The organism is Kitasatospora sp. NPDC088742, from assembly GCF_055584905.1.
The window spans coordinates 17029-34448 of sequence record NZ_JBVJLD010000017.1 but is presented as its reverse complement, the minus strand read 5'-3'; the positions used below and the strand labels follow the sequence as shown (position 1 = coordinate 34448).

Genomic DNA, 17420 nt, shown 5'->3' with positions numbered 1-17420 from the left:
AGCAAGAGCGCAGCGACCCGGTTTGGCTCTACGGGGGTTCCGGCGGATAGCCTTCCGGCCGTGCCGAAACCCGATCAAATCTCCGCGAGCCCGCCCCGACCGACCTCCGTGGCGGCGCTGCCGCTGGCCGAGGCCGCCCGACTGCTGGGGGTGCCGGCCGTCGAGGGCGCGGCGGTCACCGGCGTCACCCACGACTCCCGGGCGGTCCGGCCCGGGGACGTCTACGTGGCCTTCCCGGGCGCCAACCACCACGGGGCCCGGTTCGCCGCCCAGGCGGTCGGGCAGGGAGCGGTCGCGGTGCTGACGGACCGTGAGGGCGCCGGGCAGGCGGACGGCTGCGGGGTGCCGCTGCTGGTGGTGGAGAGCCCGCGGGCCCGGATGGGCGAGCTGGCCGCCGCCGTGTACGGCCGCCCCAGCGAGGGCCTGCGGATGATCGGCCTGACCGGTACCAACGGGAAGACCACCACCGCCTACCTGGTGGAGGGCGGGCTGAAGGCGGCCGGCCTGAACCCGGGCGTGATCGGCACGGTCGAGATGCGGGTCGGCAGCGAGCGGATCAAGAGCGAGCGCACCACCCCCGAGTCCACCGACCTGCACGCGATCCTCGCCGTGATGGGCGAGCGCGGCGCGAAGGCCGTGGTGATGGAGGTCTCCAGCCACGCGCTCAGCTACGGCCGGGTGGACGGCGTGGTCTACGACGTCGCGCTGTTCAACAACCTGACGCCGGAACACCTGGACTTCCACCCGGACATGGAGGACTACTACCGGGCCAAGGCCAAGCTGTTCCAGACGGACAAGGCCCGCCTCGGGGTGGCCAACCACGACGACGCGTACGGCCGGCGGATCGCCGCCGAGGCGCCCATCCCGGTCACCACCTTCTCCGCCAAGGGCGACCCGGCGGCCGACTGGCGGGCGCTGGACGTCCAGCTGGGCCCGCTCGGGTCCACCTTCACGGTGGCCGGTCCTGACGGGGTGTCGGCCGGGGCGAGCGTGCCGCTGCCGGGCCCGTTCAACGTCTCCAACGCGCTCGGCGCGATCACCGCGCTGGTGACCGCCGGGGTGCCGCTGGCCGAGGCGGTCGCCGGTGTGGCCGCCGTCCCCGGCGTGCCCGGGCGGCTGGAGCGGGTGGACGCCGGGCAGCCGTTCGTCGCGGTGGTGGACTACGCGCACAAGCCGGACGCGCTGCAGGCCGTCCTGGAGTCGCTGCGCGAGGTGACCAAGGGCCGCCTGCACGTGGTGGTCGGCTGCGGCGGCGACCGGGACCCGTTCAAGCGCGGGCCGATGGGCGCGATCGCCGCCCGGCTCGCCGACACGGCGGTGCTCACCAGCGACAACCCGCGCTCCGAGGACGCCCTGGCGATCCTCGCCACCATGCTGAACGGTGCCACCGAGGTGCCGGAGACCGAGCGCGGCGAGGTCCTGGTGGTCCCGGACCGCGCCGAGGCCATCGCCGACGCGGTGGCCCACGCCCACGCGGGGGACACCGTCCTGGTCGCGGGCAAGGGCCACGAGCTCGGCCAGTACGTTCGGGGCGAGGTCCGCCCCTTCGACGACCGCGAGGTCCTGCGCACGGCGATCGAGCACCGTACCTCCAAGGGAGTTGAGCACCTGTGATCGCACTGACCCTCGCCGAGGTGGCCGAGGCGGTCGGCGGCACCCTGCACAACGCGGACCCGGCCGCCGTGGTCTCCTCCTCCGTGGAGCACGACTCCCGCAAGCTCACCCCCGGCTCGCTCTTCGTCGCCATCGTCGGCGAGCGGGTGGACGGGCACGACTTCGCCGACCGGGCGGTCGCGGCCGGTGCGGTCGCGGTGCTGGCGACCCGTCAGCTGGACGTCCCCACCGTGCTGGTGGAGGACGTGCAGACCGCGCTGGGCAGGCTGGCCCGGGCCGTGGTGGACCGCTCCACCGCCGCCGTGGTGGCGCTGACCGGCTCGGCCGGCAAGACCTCCACCAAGGACCTGATCGCCCAGGTGCTCGCCCGCAAGGGCGCCACGGTCTTCCCGCCCGGCTCGATGAACAACGAGATCGGCCACCCGATGACCGCGCTGCGGGTCGAGCCGGCCACCGAGCACCTGGTGATGGAGATGGGCGCCCGGCACAAGGGCGACATCGCCTACCTCTGCGGCATCACCCCGCCCGTGGTCGGCGCCGTGCTGAACATCGGCACCGCGCACCTGGGCGAGTTCGGCTCCAAGGCCGGGATCGCCGAGGCCAAGGGCGAGCTGGTGGAGGCGCTGCCCGCCGACGGCACCGCGATCCTGAACGCCGACGACCCCCTGGTCAAGGCGATGGCGGACCGTACGCGGGCGAAGGTCCTGTACTTCGGCGAGAGTCCGTCAGCCGACGTACGGGCCACCGGCGTTCACCTGGACGACGCCGGACGGCCACGGTTCACGCTGACCACCCCGGCCGGTTCCGCACCCGTGAGCCTGCGCCTGTACGGTGAGCACCACGTTTCGAACGCCCTCGCCGCCGCAGCGGTGGCGGTGGCGCTCGGCATGTCCGTAGACGACACCGCCGCCGCGCTCGGCGAGGCGGAAGCGCTGTCCCGCTGGCGCATGGAGGTCGTCGAACGGGCCGACGGTGTCACCGTGGTCAACGACGCCTACAACGCGAACCCGGAGTCCATGCGGGCCGCGCTGCGGGCGCTGGCGAACATGGCTGGACGCGGCCCGGAGCGCCGCCGTACCTTCGCGGTGCTCGGTGAGATGCGGGAGCTCGGTGAGGACAGCCTCAACGAGCACGACGCCATCGGGCGGCTCGCGGTCCGACTGGACGTCACCAAGCTGGTGGCGGTCGGCGGACGGGACGCGGCCTGTATGGAACTGGGCGCGAGGAACGAAGGTTCGTGGGGTGAGGAGTCGGTGCTGGTGTCCGACGCGGACGCGGCGGTGGAACTGCTGCGGGGTCAACTGCGGCCCGGGGACGTGGTCCTGGTGAAGGCCTCCCGTTCGGTGGGTCTCGAGCGGGTCGCCGAGGCCCTGTTGGCCGATGGAGCCGCGCAGTGAAGCAGATCCTGTTCTCCGGCCTGATCGGCCTGATCCTCACGCTGCTGGGCACGCCGGCCCTGATCCGGCTGCTGGCCAAGCACGGCTACGGCCAGATGATCCGGGACGACGGTCCGCAGGCCCACATGAGCAAGCGCGGCACGCCCACCATGGGCGGCATCGCGTTCATCCTGGCCACCCTGATCGCGTACGCCGCGACCAAGGTGATAACGGGTGAGAAGCCCACCGCCTCAGGGTTGTTGGTGCTCTTCCTGACCGCCGGGCTCGGCCTGGTGGGCTTCCTGGACGACTACATCAAGGTCGTGAAGCAGCGCTCGCTCGGCCTTCGGGCCAAGGCCAAGCTGCTCGGCCAGTCCTTCGTCGGCCTGACCTTCGCCATCCTGGCGCTGCAGTTCAAGGACGACCGCGGGCTGACCCCGGCCTCCACCAGCCTGTCGTTCGTACAGGACTTCAGCTGGTCGATCGGCCCGGTGCTGTTCGTGATCTGGGCGTACTTCATGATCGCCGCGATGTCGAACGGCGTGAACCTCACCGACGGTCTGGACGGCCTGGCCACCGGCGCCTCGGTGATGGTCTTCGGCGCCTACGTCTTCATCGGCGTCTGGCAGTACGGCCAGACCTGCGCCGTGATGGCCACCGCCACCAACAGCTGCTACGACGTCCGCGACCCGCTGGACCTCGCCGTCATCGCCTCCGCGCTGATGGGCTCCTGCTTCGGCTTCCTGTGGTGGAACACCTCGCCCGCCAAGATCTTCATGGGCGACACCGGCTCGCTGGCCCTGGGCGGCGCGCTGGCCGGTCTGGCGATCTGCTCGCGCACCGAGATGCTGCTGGCCCTGCTGGGCGGCCTGTTCGTGCTCATCACCCTGTCGGTGGTCATCCAGGTCGGCTCGTTCCGGATGACCGGCAAGCGGGTCTTCAAGATGGCCCCGCTCCAGCACCACTTCGAACTCAAGGGGTGGAGCGAGGTGCTGATCGTGGTCCGGTTCTGGATCATCCAGGGCCTCTGCGTCGCGGTCGGCCTCGGCCTCTTCTACGCGGGCTGGGTGACCGGATGACGACCCCTCGGAACCCCGACTTCAAGGGCCTGCCCGTGGTCGTCGCGGGCCTGGGCATCTCCGGCATCTCGGCCGCCCGGGTCCTCCGTGACCTCGGCGCCCGGGTGACCGTGGTGGACGGCGGCGACGGTGAGGGCCTGCGTGCCCGCGCCGGCCAGCTCGGGGAGGGCATCACCGTCCGCCTCGGCGACGGCGCCACCCTCCCCGAGGGCACCCGACTGGTCGTCACCTCGCCCGGCTGGCCGCCGAACAGCCCGCTCTTCCTGACCGCCGAGGCGGCCGGGGTCGAGGTCTGGGGCGACGTCGAGCTGGCCTGGCGGCTGCGCAGGCCGCTGCCGGAGACCGGCGAGCCGGCCCCCTGGCTGGCCGTCACCGGCACCAACGGCAAGACCACCACCGTGCAGATGCTCGCGTCGATCCTGACGGCGGCCGGCAAGCGCACCGCCGCGGTCGGCAACGTCGGCGTCTCGGTGCTGGACGCGGTGCTGGCCGAGGAGCCGTACGAGGTGCTCGCGGTCGAGCTCTCCAGCTACCAGCTGCACTGGGCGCCGAGCTTGCGCCCGCACTCGGCCGTGGTGCTCAACCTGGCCCCCGACCACCTGGACTGGCACGGCTCGATGGAGGCCTACGCGGCCGACAAGGGCCGGATCTACCAGGGCAACCAGGTGGCCTGCGTCTACAACCTGGCCGACGAGGCCACCCGCGCGCTGGTCGAGGAGGCCGACGTCGAGGAGGGCTGCCGGGCCGTCGGCTTCGGCCTCGGCGCGCCGGGCCCCTCGGACTTCGGCGTGGTGGACGGCCTGCTGGTGGACCGCGCCTTCGTGCCCGAGCGGCACAAGAACGCGGCCGAGATCGGCGCCGTCTCCGACGTGAACCCGCCCGCCCCGCACAACGTCACCAACGCCCTGGCGGCGGCGGCGCTGGCCCGGGCGTACGGGGTGGGGACCACCGCCGTCCGGGACGGCCTGCGGGCCTTCCGCCCGGACGCGCACCGGATCGCCGAGGTCGCGGTGGTCGGCGGGGTCAGCTGGGTGGACGACTCCAAGGCCACCAACACCCACGCCGCGGCGGCCTCGCTGGCCGCGTACGAGCCGGTGGTCTGGATCGCCGGCGGGCTGGCCAAGGGCGCAGCCTTCGACGAGCTGGTGCGGGGTGCCGCGGGCCGGCTGCGGGCCGTGGTGCTGATGGGCGAGGACCGGGCGCTGATCGCCGGGGCGCTGGCCCGACACGCCCCGGATGTCCCGGTGATCGAGGCGGCAGCGGGTGAGACTGGCGCGGTGGCGATGACCGAGGTGGTCCGCGCGGCCGCCGGACTGGCCCGGGAGGGTGACACCGTCCTGCTGGCCCCGGCCTGTGCCTCGATGGACATGTTCACCGACTACGGCGAGCGCGGCGACCTCTTCGCCGAGGCGGTCCGGGCGTTGTAGCCGCAGGTAAGTACCAAGACGGGGGAGCGGTGTGATGGCGGGTCAGGCCCCGGAGCGAGGCCCGTGGCAGGCGCCGGTCATCTCGGCCAGCAGTGCCACCTTCAAGGCGGCCGACCCGGTCACCCGGCTGCGGCAGTTCCGCGGCCGGGTGGCCTACCTGCTCTCCCGTCCGCTCACCCCGTACCTGCTGATCGTGGGCTCGGCCCTGCTGCTGGTGGTGCTCGGGCTGAGCATGGTCTTCTCCTCCTCGCAGATCCTGGCCGTCCGATGGGGCCTGCCCGCCACCTTCTTCGTGGGCAAGCAGTTCATCGCGGTGCTGATGGGCCTGGCCGGCCTGGTGCTGTTCGCGCTGATGCCGGTCAAGCTGCTGCGGATGCTGGTCTACCCGGTGACGCTCGGGGTGACCGGCGCCCTGGTGCTGGTCGCGATCCCGGGCATCGGCAAGGAGGTCGGCGGCAACCGCAACTGGCTGGACCTCGGCCTGCTCCAGCTCCAGCCCTCCGAGTTCGCCAAGCTCGCGCTGGCCCTCTGGGCGGCCGACCTGCTGGCCCGCAAGCAGAAGACCCACATGCTCGACCAGTGGAAGCACCTGCTGGTCCCGCTGGTGCCCGGCACCCTGCTGCTGATGCTGCTGATCATGCTCGGCGGCGACATGGGCACCACGATGATCCTGATCGCCATGCTGTTCGGCCTGCTCTGGACGGTCGGCGCGCCGCTGCGGCTGTTCGCCGCCGTGCTGGGCATCGCGGTGGTCGCCTGCACCGCGCTGGTGATCACCGTGCCGCACCGGATGGACCGGCTGGCCTGCATCGGCGTCACCAAGCCCGACCCCAACGTCAACTGCTTCCAGGCCCTGCACGGGCTCTACGCCTTCGCGGCCGGCGGCCCGTTCGGCTCCGGCATCGGGGCCGGGGTCGAGAAGTGGGGCCAACTCCCGGAGGCCCACACCGACTTCATCTTCGCCGCGACCGGCGAGGAGCTCGGCCTGGTGGGCACGCTGTCGGTCCTCGGGCTCTTCGCGGCACTAGGCTACGCGGGTATCCGAGTGGCCAGCGGCACGAAGGACCCCTTCGTCAGGTACGCCGCGGGAGCCGTCACCACCTGGATCATGGCCCAGGCCATGGTCAACCTGGGGTCGGCACTGGGACTGCTGCCCATCGCGGGCGTCCCCCTCCCGCTGTTCTCCTACGGCGGGTCTGCGATGCTGTCGGCCCTGTGCGCCGTCGGGGTGCTGCTCTGCTTCGCGCGCAGCTCGCCGGAGGCCAGGGCGGCGCTGGCCGCACGGAGCAAGAACAGCCGGTTCAGGTCGGTCCTGAACCGGGTGCTGCCAGGACGAACCACGGGGCGCGGGGCCGCGAGGCCGAAGCGCAGGGAGCGGTGAATTTCGGTGCATGTCGTACTCGCAGGCGGCGGGACCGCCGGTCACATCGAGCCGGCCATGGCCCTCGCGGACGCCCTCCGCCGGCACGACCCGTCCATCGGGATCACCGCCCTGGGCACCGAACGCGGCCTGGAGACCCGGCTGGTGCCCGAGCGCGGCTACCAGCTGGAGCTGATCCCGGCCGTCCCGCTGCCCCGCAGGCCCACCCCCGAGCTGATCACCGTCCCGGGCCGGCTGCGCTCCACCGTCCGGGCCGCCCAGGCGATCATCGAGCGGGTCAAGGCCGACGCGGTGGTCGGCTTCGGCGGCTACGTGGCGATGCCCGCCTACCTCGCCGCCAAGCGCGCCGGGGTGCCGATCGTGGTGCACGAGGCCAACGCCCGGCCCGGTCTGGCCAACAAGATCGGCGCCCGGTACTCCGACTTCGTCGCCGTCTCCACCCCCGACTCCAAGCTGCGCGACTCCCGGTACATCGGCATCCCGCTGCGCCGCACCATCGCCACCCTGGACCGCAACGCCGTCCGCCCGGAGGCCCGCGCGTACTTCGGCCTCGACCAGCGGCTGCCCACCCTGCTGGTCTCCGGCGGCTCGCAGGGCGCCCGCCGGCTGAACCAGACCATCGAGACCATCGCTCCCCGGCTCCAGCAGTACGGGGTCCAGGTGCTGCACGCGGTCGGCCCGAAGAACGAGCTGCCGGTGATCGACGACATCCCCGGGATGCCGCCGTACCGGGCCGTCCCCTACGTGGACCGGATGGACCTGGCGTACGCCGCCGCCGACCTGATGCTCTGCCGGGCCGGTGCGATGACCGTGGCCGAGCTGGCCGCCGTCGGCCTGCCCGCCGCCTTCGTGCCGCTGCCGATCGGCAACGGCGAGCAGCGGCTGAACGCCCAGCCGATGGTGAAGGCGGGCGGCGGCCTGCTGGTGGACGACGCCGACCTCACCCCGGACTGGGTGCTGCAGAACGTGCTGCCGGTGCTGACCGCCCCTCAGAAGCTCTGGGAGATGAGCCGGGCGGCCGCCGAGTTCGGCCGCCGGGACGCGGACGACCTGCTGGTCGGCATGGTGTACGAGGCGATCGAGGCCTCCCGGCGGGGCCGCCGTGGCTGAGACGCCGGTCCTCGACCCGGTCGAGGAGGACGAGGAGGACGCCGCGGAGCAGCCGCCCCGGCTCCGGCTCTCCCGGCGGGGGATCGTGGTGCTGAGCGCGTTCGGGGCGCTGGTCCTGGGCGCGCTCGGCTGGCTGGTGTTCTTCTCCTCGGTGCTGGACGTGCGGGTGGTCGCCGTCCAGGGCCTGGTGGGCGACAAACTGACGGCGCACCAAGTGCGCGAGGCGCTGGGGCCCGACGGCGAGCAGGGGCCGCTGGCCCGGGTCGACCTGGCCGAGGCCGAGCGCCGGGTGGAGGCGCTGCCCCGGGTGGCCAAGGCCGAGGTCTGGCGCGGCTGGCCGCACACCCTGCGGATCAAGGTGACCGAGCGCCGGGCGGTGGCCGCGGTGAAGACCCCCGAGGGCAGGTACGGCCAGGTGGACGCGGCCGGCTTCACCTTCGCCACCGAGGAGGGCGCCCCCGAGGGGGTGCCGGTGGTGGAGCTGGCACTCAGTCAGCAGGCGAACGACGCCGCGGCGGTGTTCCCCCGGGAGGAGCTGCTGCGCTCCGCGATCACGGTCGCGGCGGGCCTGCCGGAGGCGGTCCGCAAGCAGGCCGGCAGCGTCCGGGTGCAGTCCTTCGACGACATCCAACTTCAGCTGGCCGACGGGTCGGTGGTGCGCTGGGGGAGCGCGGAGCGGACTCCGCGCAAGGCGCAGGTGCTGAGCGCGCTGCTGGTCAGGAAGGCCCGGATCTACGACGTGAGCGCCCCGGAAGCGCCCGGCATCGGGGGTTGACGGCCCGTCGGACCCGGAAGATCCGGTAAGTTCTCTCCCCGGGGGAGGTGTTGACGGAGCGGCAGCTCCGGCCCGAACCTTGGTGGTCACCCCGGTTTCGCCCGGAAATGGATGATCACATAGGCTCAAAAGAAAAACGGGAAGCTCGGCGTGTTCGTTGAACACGGCCCGCTCGCCGCCATAGTGTCCTGTGTCACCAGGCTGTGTCCCACGGTGATGTGACGCAGGCACAGCCACAACCCTAAAGGTCAAGTTTAGGGTTCGGGTCGGTGGTCGGAATTTCGGACATACAGTCAGGAATCACTCGGGCTCCCCACCCATCGACATCCGTCGGACCGCGCCAACCGGTGCGGACGACCCGGAATCTCGAGGCGAGAGGCCTTCGACGTGGCAGCACCGCAGAACTACCTCGCAGTCATCAAGGTCGTCGGTATCGGCGGCGGTGGTGTCAACGCCATCAACCGGATGATCGAGGTCGGTCTCAAGGGCGTCGAGTTCATCGCGATCAACACCGATGCGCAGGCCCTCCTGATGAGCGACGCCGACGTCAAGCTCGACGTGGGCCGTGAACTCACCCGGGGCCTCGGCGCCGGCGCCAACCCCGAGGTCGGCCGCAAGGCCGCCGAGGACCACCGCGAGGAGATCGAGGAGGTCCTCAAGGGGGCCGACATGGTCTTCGTGACGGCCGGCGAGGGCGGCGGCACCGGTACCGGTGGCGCCCCCGTGGTGGCGAACATCGCCCGCTCGCTCGGCGCGCTCACCATCGGCGTGGTCACCCGCCCCTTCACCTTCGAGGGCCGCCGCCGGGCCAACCAGGCCGAGGACGGCATCGCGCAGCTGCGCGAAGAGGTCGACACCCTGATCGTCATCCCCAACGACCGGCTGCTCTCCATCTCGGACCGCCAGGTCTCGGTGCTGGACGCGTTCCGCTCGGCCGACCAGGTGCTGCTCTCGGGTGTCCAGGGCATCACCGACCTGATCACCACCCCGGGCCTGATCAACCTCGACTTCGCCGACGTCAAGTCGGTCATGTCGGACGCCGGTTCGGCGCTGATGGGCATCGGCTCGGCCCGCGGCGAGGACCGCGCGAAGGCCGCCGCCGTGATGGCCATCTCCTCCCCGCTGCTGGAGGCGTCCATCGACGGCGCCCGCGGCGTGCTGCTCTCCATCTCCGGCGGCTCCGACCTCGGCCTCTTCGAGATCAACGAGTCGGCCCAGCTGGTCAGCGAGGCGGCCCACCCCGAGGCCAACATCATCTTCGGCGCGGTCATCGACGACGCGCTCGGCGACGAGGTCCGGGTCACCGTGATCGCGGCCGGCTTCGACGGCGGCCAGCCGCCGGCCATCGTCCGCGACCCCGTGGTGAAGTCGACCCCGGCCTCCAGCACCCCGGAGCGCCCGACCACCCGGCCGTCCAACTACTCCGGCGGCCTCGGTTCGGTGACGGACCGTCCGAAGGAGAGCCAGGCCCCCGCCGAGACCGCGACCGCCACCGCCCCGCCGGTGCCGCCGCAGGTCCAGCCGGCCCGCCAGCCCTTCGTGGAGAGCCCCGCCGAGGAGCTCGACGTGCCGGACTTCCTCAAGTAGGACCGGTCGGTCTAACCGACCACGAAGCATCCGACCACGCGCCGATGCCCACCGCGTCCCCGTCCCAGGGCGGGAACACGGTGGGCATCGTGCGGTCCGGAGTGCGATCATCTGATCGTTCTTCAGGCGACCCCCACCGAGGCGACCATGACTGACCTGTACGGCCCTTACCCGGGCGGCCCGGACTTCCTGGCCGCGCTGACCGACCGTCAGCGGGCCCGGTACGAGGAGCTCGGCACCAACCTGGAGGTCGTGGAGCGCCGGATCGCCGACGCCTGCGCCGCCGCCGGCCGGGCCCGCGAGGAGGTGCGGCTGGTGGTGGTCACCAAGACCTACCCCGCCGAGGACACCGCCCTGCTGGCCGCGCTCGGCGTCACCGACGTGGCCGAGAACCGCGACCAGGACGCCGCCCCCAAGGCGGAGACCTGCGCCGAACTGCCGCTGGACTGGCACTTCGTGGGCCAGCTGCAGACCAACAAGGTGCGCTCGGTGGTGCGCTACGCCAACCACGTGCACTCCGTCGACCGGCTCCGGCTGGTCGAGTCGCTGGCCGCCGCGGTGCGCAACGCCGGGCGCCCGCCGCTCGGTTGCCTGGTCCAGGTCGCCCTGGACAAGGAGAGCGGAGAGGGCGAGGGCCGCGCCGGTGCCGCCCCCGAGGAGGTGCTCGCGCTGGCCGACGCCGTCGCCGACACGCCCGGGCTGCGCCTGGACGGTGTGATGACCGTCGCTCCGCTGGCCGGACCGCTGGCGGGCGACCCGGCCAAGGCCTTCGGGCGGCTGGCGGAAATCGCAAGCGCCGTACGCGGGAGCCACCCTGCTGCCACGATGGTCTCGGCAGGGATGAGCGGGGACTTGGAGCAGGCCGTGGCCGCCGGAGCGACGCACGTGCGTGTCGGGACGGCGGTGCTCGGAGTGCGCCCGACGCTCCGGTAACGTCAGCGGGTAAGTAGATCAGACTGCAGGACAAAACAGGACAGAACCCAGCAGCTGCCTACAGCGCTGGCAACCGTGGATCGACGGAAGTCCGCCCCCGCCCAAGCCCCCTGACGGGGCGTCGGGTGTGCGCGGAACCGCAGGCGAAGGCCGCCCGATCCACCACCTAGCGGAGGAGACGGGAGCATGGCCGGCGCGATGCGCAAGATGGCGGTCTACCTCGGCCTCGTGGAGGACGAGACGTACGACGGCCAGGGGTACGACCCTGACGACGACTACGACGCGGACCCCGAGCCGATCCGGACCGGACGGACCGAGGGCCTGGAGCGGCCCGCCCCCGCACCCGCCGCCCCGGCGCCGGTCGCGCACATCGCGCCCCAGCCCGTCCCGGCCGCCGTGCCGATCCGGCAGGAGCCGCCGCGGATGGCGCCAGTGTCGTCCATCACACCCGAACGCCGCCACAACCTGGAGAAGAGCGCCCCGGTGATCATGCCCAAGGTCGTCAACGAACGAGAGCCCTACCGCATCACCACGCTGCACCCGAGGACCTACAACGAGGCCCGTACCATCGGGGAACAGTTCCGCGGCGGCACCCCCGTGATCATGAATCTGACCGAGATGGACGACACGGACGCCAAGCGGCTCGTAGACTTCGCGGCTGGACTCGTCTTCGGTCTGCACGGCAGTATCGAGCGAGTGACGCAGAAGGTGTTCCTGCTGTCTCCTGCTAACGTCGACGTAACGGCGGAGGACAAGGCTCGGATCGCCGAGGGTGGGTTCTTCAACCAGAGCTGACCCGGCCACGACTTCATGTGTGGATCTGATGGCAGTGGAACGCGGCTGACGGACCGTCCGTTACGAGGCGGGACAGAAGGACCAGGGAGAGGGAGACTCGATGGGGATCGTGCGGGCAGTGCTCTACTACGCACTGAGCGCCTTCCTGCTCGTCCTCCTCTTCCGGCTGGTGATGGACTGGGTCTTCCAGTTCGCCCGCTCGTGGCGTCCCGGGAAGACCATGGTCGTCGTCCTGGAGGCCACGTACACTGTCACCGATCCGCCGCTCAAGCTTCTTCGGCGTTTCATCCCGCCGTTGCGTTTCGGGGGCGTGGCGCTCGACCTGTCCTTCTTCGTACTGATGATCATTGTGTTTGTCCTGAGATCGCTCGTGCTGACTCTGCCGTCTTGAGCGCTGCCACAGGATGCCGCTGATGCCGACGATCACGTTGAGGTGAAGAGATGCCGTTGACCCCCGAGGACGTGCGGAACAAGCAGTTCACGACCGTACGCCTGCGTGAAGGCTATGACGAGGACGAGGTCGATGCCTTCCTCGACGAGGTCGAAGCCGAACTGACCCGCCTGCTCCGCGAGAACGAGGACCTGCGCGCCAAGCTGGCCGCCGCGACCCGTGCCGCCGCGCAGAACCAGGCGAACATGCGCAAGGAGCAGCAGCCGCAGGACGGGCGCCAGGGCGCCCCCGTCCCGGCCGCCATATCCGGCCCGCCGGTGCCGGGCCAGCCGCAGATGCAGCAGGGCCCCGGCCAGCAGCAGGGTCTGCAGCAGCAGGGCCACCAGCAGCAGGGTCACCAGCCGCTCGGCCTGCCCTCGGGCGCTCCGCAGCTGCCGGCCGGCCAGGGCGGTCCGATGGGCCAGCCCCAGCCGCAGCAGATGCAGCCCATGCAGCAGATGGGCCAGACCATGGGCGGCCAGCAGCAGATGGGCCAGACCATGGGTGGCCAGCAGCAGCTGGTGCAGCCGATGGGTGGTCAGATGCTGCAGCCGATGGGCCAGCAGCAGATGGGCCAGACCATGGGCGGGCAGCAGCTCCAGCCCATGGGCGGTCCGATGCAGCAGCAGCTCGGCGGCCCGCTCGGTGGTCCGATGCAGCCTCCGCAGCAGCAGAACCCCGGTGGCGACAGCGCCGCCCGCGTGCTCGCGCTCGCCCAGCAGACCGCCGACCAGGCGATCTCCGAGGCGCGCTCCGAGGCCAACAAGATCGTCGGCGAGGCCCGCAGCCGCGCCGAGGGCCTGGAGCGGGACGCCCGCGCCAAGGCCGACGCGCTGGAGCGGGACGCGCAGGAGAAGCACCGGGTCGCGATGGGCTCCCTGGAGTCCGCCCGCGCCACCCTGGAGCGCAAGGTCGAGGACCTGCGCGCCTTCGAGCGCGAGTACCGCACCCGCCTGAAGTCCTACCTGGAGACCCAGCTGCGCCAGCTGGAGTCGCAGGCGGACGACTCGCTGGCCCCGCCGCGGATCCCGGCCACCGCCTCGCTCCCGCCGGCCGGCTCCTCCGCGATGAGCAGCCAGCCGTCGTTCGGCGGCCAGAACTCCTTCGGCGGCGGTGCCCCGCAGCCGTCGTTCGGCGGTCAGAACTCCTTCGGCGGCGGCAACGGCCAGCCCTCCTTCGGCGGCCAGCCGAACGGTGCCCCCTCGGGTGCCGCGCAGATGGCTCCCGCCGGGATGACCCAGCCGATGGCCGCGGTCCGTCCGCAGCCGCCGCAGCCGATGCAGCAGGCTCCGGCCCCGATGCGCGGCTTCCTCATCGACGAGGACGGCGACAACTAAACAGCAAGACCAACGAGGGCGCCCCCGTAGTGACGAACCGTCACCACGGGGGCGCCCTCGTGTGGTTGGTCATGCCGGGGGCGCGGGGAACTGCGCGAGTCGGAAGGCGGCTCACCTGCAACTGACCCACCGTCAGTCAGTTGCAGGTGCTGCCTTTCCAGCCCGCGCAGTTCCCCGCGCCCCTGGAGGCGTAACCTCGTTCGAGATCAGGCCTTGCGGAGCTGGAAGTGGAAGCCGAGGCCCTCGTCGGTGAAGGTCTCCGACTGCCAGTCGGCGGAGCCCGCGGCGAAGTCGGTCGCGAGGACCTCCTCGGCGACCAGGTGGCCGTGTTCGGCGATGGCCTCGACGGTCTCCTCGTCGGTGGCGCGCCAGCGGAGCTGGATGCGGTCGGCGACGTCCAGGCCGGAGTTCTTCCGGGCCTCCTGGATCTGGCGGATGGCGTCGCGGGCGATGCCGAGCCGCTTGAGCGCCGGGGTGATGGCCAGGTCCAAGGCCACGGTGGCGCCGGACTCGTTGGCGACGGCCCAGCCCTCGCGCGGGGTCTCGGTGATGATGACCTCGTCCGGCGTCAGCTCGACGGTCTCGCCGTTGAGCTCCACCGAGGCGGTGCCCGTGGAGCGGAGCGCGGCGGCCAGCGCGGCGGCGTCGGCGGCCGCGACCACCTTGGCCACGTCCTGGACGCCCTTGCCGAAGCGCTTGCCGAGCGCCCGGAAGTTGGCCTTCGCGGTGGTGTCCACCAGCGAACCGCCCACCGCCGTCAGGGACTCGAGCACCGAGACGTTCAGCTCCTCGGCGATCTGCGCCCGCAGGTCACCCGGCAGCTCGTCCCAGCCCTGGGCCGCGATCAGCGCCCGGGAGAGCGGCTGACGGGTCTTCACACCGGACTCCGCGCGCGTCGCCCGGCCGAGCTCGACCAGGCGGCGGACCAGCGCCATGTTCCGGGACAGCTCGGTGTCGATCAGCGTCTCGTCCGCCACCGGCCAGGAGGCCAGGTGGACGGAGCCGGGGGCGTCCGGGACCACCGGGACGACCAGGTCCTGCCAGACCCGCTCGGTGATGAACGGGGTGAGCGGGGCCATCAGCCGGGTGACGGTCTCCAGCGCCTCGTGCAGGGTGGCCAGCGCGGCGGCGTCGCCCTGCCAGAAGCGGCGGCGGCCGCGGCGGACGTACCAGTTGGAGAGGTCGTCGACGAAGCCGGAGAGCAGCTTGCCGGCCCGCTGGGTGTCGTAGGCCTCCAGCGCCGCGTCCACCTCGCGGACCAGGGTGTTCAGCTCGGAGAGCACCCACTTGTCCAGCTGCGGACGGTCGGCCGGGGCCGGGTCGCCCGCGGACGGGGACCAGGCGGCGGTGCGGGCGTAGAGGGCCTGGAAGGCGACGGTGTTCCAGTAGGTCAGCAGGGTCTTGCGGACCACCTCCTGGATGGTGCCGTGGCCGACCCGGCGTGCGGACCAGGGCGAGCCGCCCGCGGCCATGAACCAGCGCACCGCGTCGGCGCCGTGCTGGTCCATCAGCGGGATGGGCTGGAGGATGTTGCCCAGGTGCTTGGACATCTTCCGGCCGTCCTCGGCCAGGATGTGGCCCAGGCACACCACGTTCTCGTACGAGGACTTGTCGAAGACCAGGGTGCCGACGGCCATCAGCGTGTAGAACCAGCCGCGGGTCTGGTCGATCGCCTCGGAGATGAACTGCGCCGGGTAGCGCTTCTCGAACAGCTCCTTGTTCTTGTACGGGTAGCCGTACTGGGCGAAGGGCATCGAGCCCGAGTCGTACCAGGCGTCGATCACCTCGGGCACCCGGGTCGCGGTCTTCGCGCAGCTCGGGCAGGCGAAGGTCACGTCGTCGATGAACGGGCGGTGCGGGTCCAGCTCGGACTGGTCGGTGCCGGAGAGCTCGGAGAGCTGGGCCAGCGAGCCGACGCAGGTGAGGTGGTCGTCCTCGCAGCGCCAGATCGGCAGCGGGGTGCCCCAGTAGCGGTTGCGGCTGAGCGCCCAGTCGATGTTGTTGTTCAGCCAGTCGCCGAAGCGGCCGTGCTTGACGTTCTCGGGGTGCCAGTTGGTGGCCTCGTTCTCCCGGATCATCGCGTCCTTGACCTGGGTGGTCCGGACGTACCAGGAGGGCTGCGCGTAGTAGAGCAGCGCGGTGTGGCAGCGCCAGCAGTGCGGGTAGCTGTGCTCGTACGGCACATGACGGAACAGCAGGTCACGGGCGGCCAGGTCCTTGACCAGCGCCTCGTCGGCCTTCTTGAAGAACTGCCCGCCGACCAGCGGCACGGCCGGGTCGAAGGTGCCGTCGGCCAGCACCGGGTTGACCACCGGCAGGCCGTACTTGCGGCAGGTCGCGAGGTCGTCGGCGCCGAAGGCCGGGGCCTGGTGGACGATGCCGGTGCCGTCCTCGGTGGTGACGTAGTCGGCGTTCAGGACGTAGTGCGCGTCCTCGATCGCGACCAGGTCGAACGGGCGGCGGTAGGCCCAGCGCTCCATCTCGGCGCCGGTGAAGGACTGCCCGGTGGTCTCCCAGCCCTCGCCGAGCGCCTTGGCGACCAGCGGCTCGGCGACGACCAGCTTCTCGGTGCCGTCGGTGGCCACCACGTAGGTGACGTCCGGGTGCACGGCGGCGGCGGTGTTGGAGACCAGGGTCCACGGGGTGGTCGTCCAGACCAGCAGCGCGGCCTCGCCGGCCAGCGGGCCGGAGGTCAGCGGGAAGCGGACGAAGACCGAGGGGTCGACCACGGTCTCGTAGCCCTGGGCCAGCTCGTGGTCGGAGAGGCCGGTGCCGCAGCGCGGGCACCAGGGGGCGACCCGGTGGTCCTGGACCAGCAGGCCCTTGTCGAAGATCTGCTGGAGCGACCACCAGACCGACTCGATGTAGGACGGGTCCATGGTGCGGTAGGCCTCGTCGAGGTCGACCCAGTAGCCCATCCGCGTGGTGAGCTCGGTGAAGGCGTCGGTGTGGCGGGTCACCGAGTCGCGGCACTTGGCGTTGAACTCGGCGATGCCGTACGCCTCGATGTCCTTCTTGCCGGAGAAGCCGAGCTCCTTCTCCACGGCCAGCTCGACCGGGAGGCCGTGGCAGTCCCAGCCGGCCTTGCGGGCGACGTGGTAGCCCTTCATGGTCTTGAAGCGCGGGAACACGTCCTTGAAGACGCGGGCCTCGATGTGGTGGGCGCCGGGCATGCCGTTGGCGGTCGGCGGGCCCTCGTAGAAGACCCACTCGGGGCGGCCCTCGGACTGCTCCAGGGTGCGCTGGAAGACCTTCTGGTCCTGCCAGAAGGAGAGGATCTGGTGCTCCAGCGCGGGCAGGTCGACCTGCGCGGGGACGGAGTTGTAGGTGCTCATCGCGGGCGTCTTCCTCCGACGGATGCGTGGACTGGCTTCCGACGGAGGGACGAGACGGCCGGGCCGCCCCGCGGTACCACCCTCCTTGGCCGCGAACTGCTGGATGCGGCCCACTTGTTTGGGCTTGCGGCCGGTTCTAACGGGCCGTCAGGCCCCTCTTCCGGCGGCTCCGGGGTGATCTTCCCGCCGCGCACACCCCCGGGCTCGCACCGTCCCCGGGTCGCTCCTGGCTGCGTACGTC

13 protein-coding genes are annotated in these 17420 nt (G+C 71.7%); 12 read left to right on the top strand and 1 reads right to left on the bottom strand.

Translation table 11 applies throughout. The annotated features are described in order from the left end of the window. The first annotated feature begins 60 nt into the window (after positions 1 to 60). The 12 genes from ACZ6ZR_RS15775 (at position 61) to ACZ6ZR_RS15720 (ending at position 13844) form a co-directional block, all read left to right on the top strand. Complete coding sequence (locus tag ACZ6ZR_RS15775) at positions 61 to 1614, top strand: UDP-N-acetylmuramoyl-L-alanyl-D-glutamate--2,6-diaminopimelate ligase (protein ID WP_465642668.1); 1554 nt, start codon at positions 61 to 63, stop codon at positions 1612 to 1614. Then, on the top strand, positions 1611 to 3011 hold the full coding sequence (locus ACZ6ZR_RS15770) for a UDP-N-acetylmuramoyl-tripeptide--D-alanyl-D-alanine ligase (RefSeq protein WP_465642667.1): 1401 nt from the start codon (positions 1611 to 1613) through the stop codon (positions 3009 to 3011). Before ACZ6ZR_RS15775 ends, ACZ6ZR_RS15770 begins: the two co-directional genes overlap by 4 nt. Next, positions 3008 to 4069 (top strand): phospho-N-acetylmuramoyl-pentapeptide-transferase, encoded by a 1062-nt coding sequence (gene mraY / locus ACZ6ZR_RS15765; RefSeq protein ID WP_465642666.1) that lies wholly within the window; start codon positions 3008 to 3010, stop codon positions 4067 to 4069. The genes ACZ6ZR_RS15770 and mraY overlap by 4 nt, the downstream gene beginning before the upstream one ends. Further along, positions 4066 to 5496, top strand: a complete 1431-nt coding sequence (murD, locus tag ACZ6ZR_RS15760; RefSeq protein ID WP_465642665.1) for a UDP-N-acetylmuramoyl-L-alanine--D-glutamate ligase — start codon at positions 4066 to 4068, stop codon at positions 5494 to 5496. The genes mraY and murD overlap by 4 nt, the downstream gene beginning before the upstream one ends. A gap of 34 nt (positions 5497 to 5530) precedes the next feature. Continuing rightward, positions 5531 to 6877, top strand: a complete 1347-nt coding sequence (ftsW, locus tag ACZ6ZR_RS15755) for a putative lipid II flippase FtsW (protein ID WP_465642664.1) — start codon at positions 5531 to 5533, stop codon at positions 6875 to 6877. A gap of 6 nt (positions 6878 to 6883) precedes the next feature. Further along, positions 6884 to 7987: an undecaprenyldiphospho-muramoylpentapeptide beta-N-acetylglucosaminyltransferase gene (gene murG / locus ACZ6ZR_RS15750; protein ID WP_465642663.1), complete on the top strand. Its 1104-nt coding sequence runs from the start codon at positions 6884 to 6886 to the stop codon at positions 7985 to 7987. Beyond that, positions 7980 to 8762 carry a cell division protein FtsQ/DivIB gene (locus tag ACZ6ZR_RS15745; RefSeq protein ID WP_465642662.1) on the top strand — a complete coding sequence of 261 codons (783 nt, stop codon included), beginning with the start codon at positions 7980 to 7982 and terminating at the stop codon, positions 8760 to 8762. Before murG ends, ACZ6ZR_RS15745 begins: the two co-directional genes overlap by 8 nt. A 387-nt stretch (positions 8763 to 9149) precedes the next feature. Next, entirely contained in the window at positions 9150 to 10349 is a 1200-nt protein-coding gene (gene ftsZ, locus ACZ6ZR_RS15740) for a cell division protein FtsZ (protein WP_465642661.1), read from the top strand. A gap of 198 nt (positions 10350 to 10547) precedes the next feature. After that, complete coding sequence (locus ACZ6ZR_RS15735; RefSeq protein WP_465642760.1) at positions 10548 to 11282, top strand: YggS family pyridoxal phosphate-dependent enzyme; 735 nt, start codon at positions 10548 to 10550, stop codon at positions 11280 to 11282. Positions 11283 to 11468: 186 nt separating this feature from the next. Further along, positions 11469 to 12077: a cell division protein SepF gene (locus tag ACZ6ZR_RS15730; RefSeq protein WP_465642660.1), complete on the top strand. Its 609-nt coding sequence runs from the start codon at positions 11469 to 11471 to the stop codon at positions 12075 to 12077. Between the two features lie 100 nt (positions 12078 to 12177). Then, a complete protein-coding gene (locus tag ACZ6ZR_RS15725) occupies positions 12178 to 12468 on the top strand; it encodes a YggT family protein (protein ID WP_345279720.1) in 291 nt (96 codons plus the stop codon). A 50-nt stretch (positions 12469 to 12518) separates the two neighbouring features. Then, positions 12519 to 13844: a DivIVA domain-containing protein gene (locus ACZ6ZR_RS15720; RefSeq protein WP_465642659.1), complete on the top strand. Its 1326-nt coding sequence runs from the start codon at positions 12519 to 12521 to the stop codon at positions 13842 to 13844. A 206-nt stretch (positions 13845 to 14050) separates the two neighbouring features. Here ACZ6ZR_RS15720 and ileS read toward each other — a convergent pair whose 3' ends face one another. Continuing rightward, positions 14051 to 17179 carry an isoleucine--tRNA ligase gene (ileS, locus tag ACZ6ZR_RS15715; RefSeq protein WP_465642658.1) on the bottom strand — a complete coding sequence of 1043 codons (3129 nt, stop codon included), beginning with the start codon at positions 17177 to 17179 and terminating at the stop codon, positions 14051 to 14053. Positions 17180 to 17420 lie beyond the last annotated feature (241 nt).

Coding starts and splice junctions, on each gene's coding strand:
- ileS (WP_465642658.1), bottom strand. CDS start 17,179: ATGAGCACCTACAACTCCGTCCCCGCGCAGGTCGACCTGCCCGCGCTG.
- murD (WP_465642665.1), top strand. CDS start 4,066: ATGACGACCCCTCGGAACCCCGACTTCAAGGGCCTGCCCGTGGTCGTC.
- ACZ6ZR_RS15720 (WP_465642659.1), top strand. CDS start 12,519: ATGCCGTTGACCCCCGAGGACGTGCGGAACAAGCAGTTCACGACCGTA.
- ACZ6ZR_RS15725 (WP_345279720.1), top strand. CDS start 12,178: ATGGGGATCGTGCGGGCAGTGCTCTACTACGCACTGAGCGCCTTCCTG.
- ACZ6ZR_RS15730 (WP_465642660.1), top strand. CDS start 11,469: ATGGCCGGCGCGATGCGCAAGATGGCGGTCTACCTCGGCCTCGTGGAG.
- ftsW (WP_465642664.1), top strand. CDS start 5,531: ATGGCGGGTCAGGCCCCGGAGCGAGGCCCGTGGCAGGCGCCGGTCATC.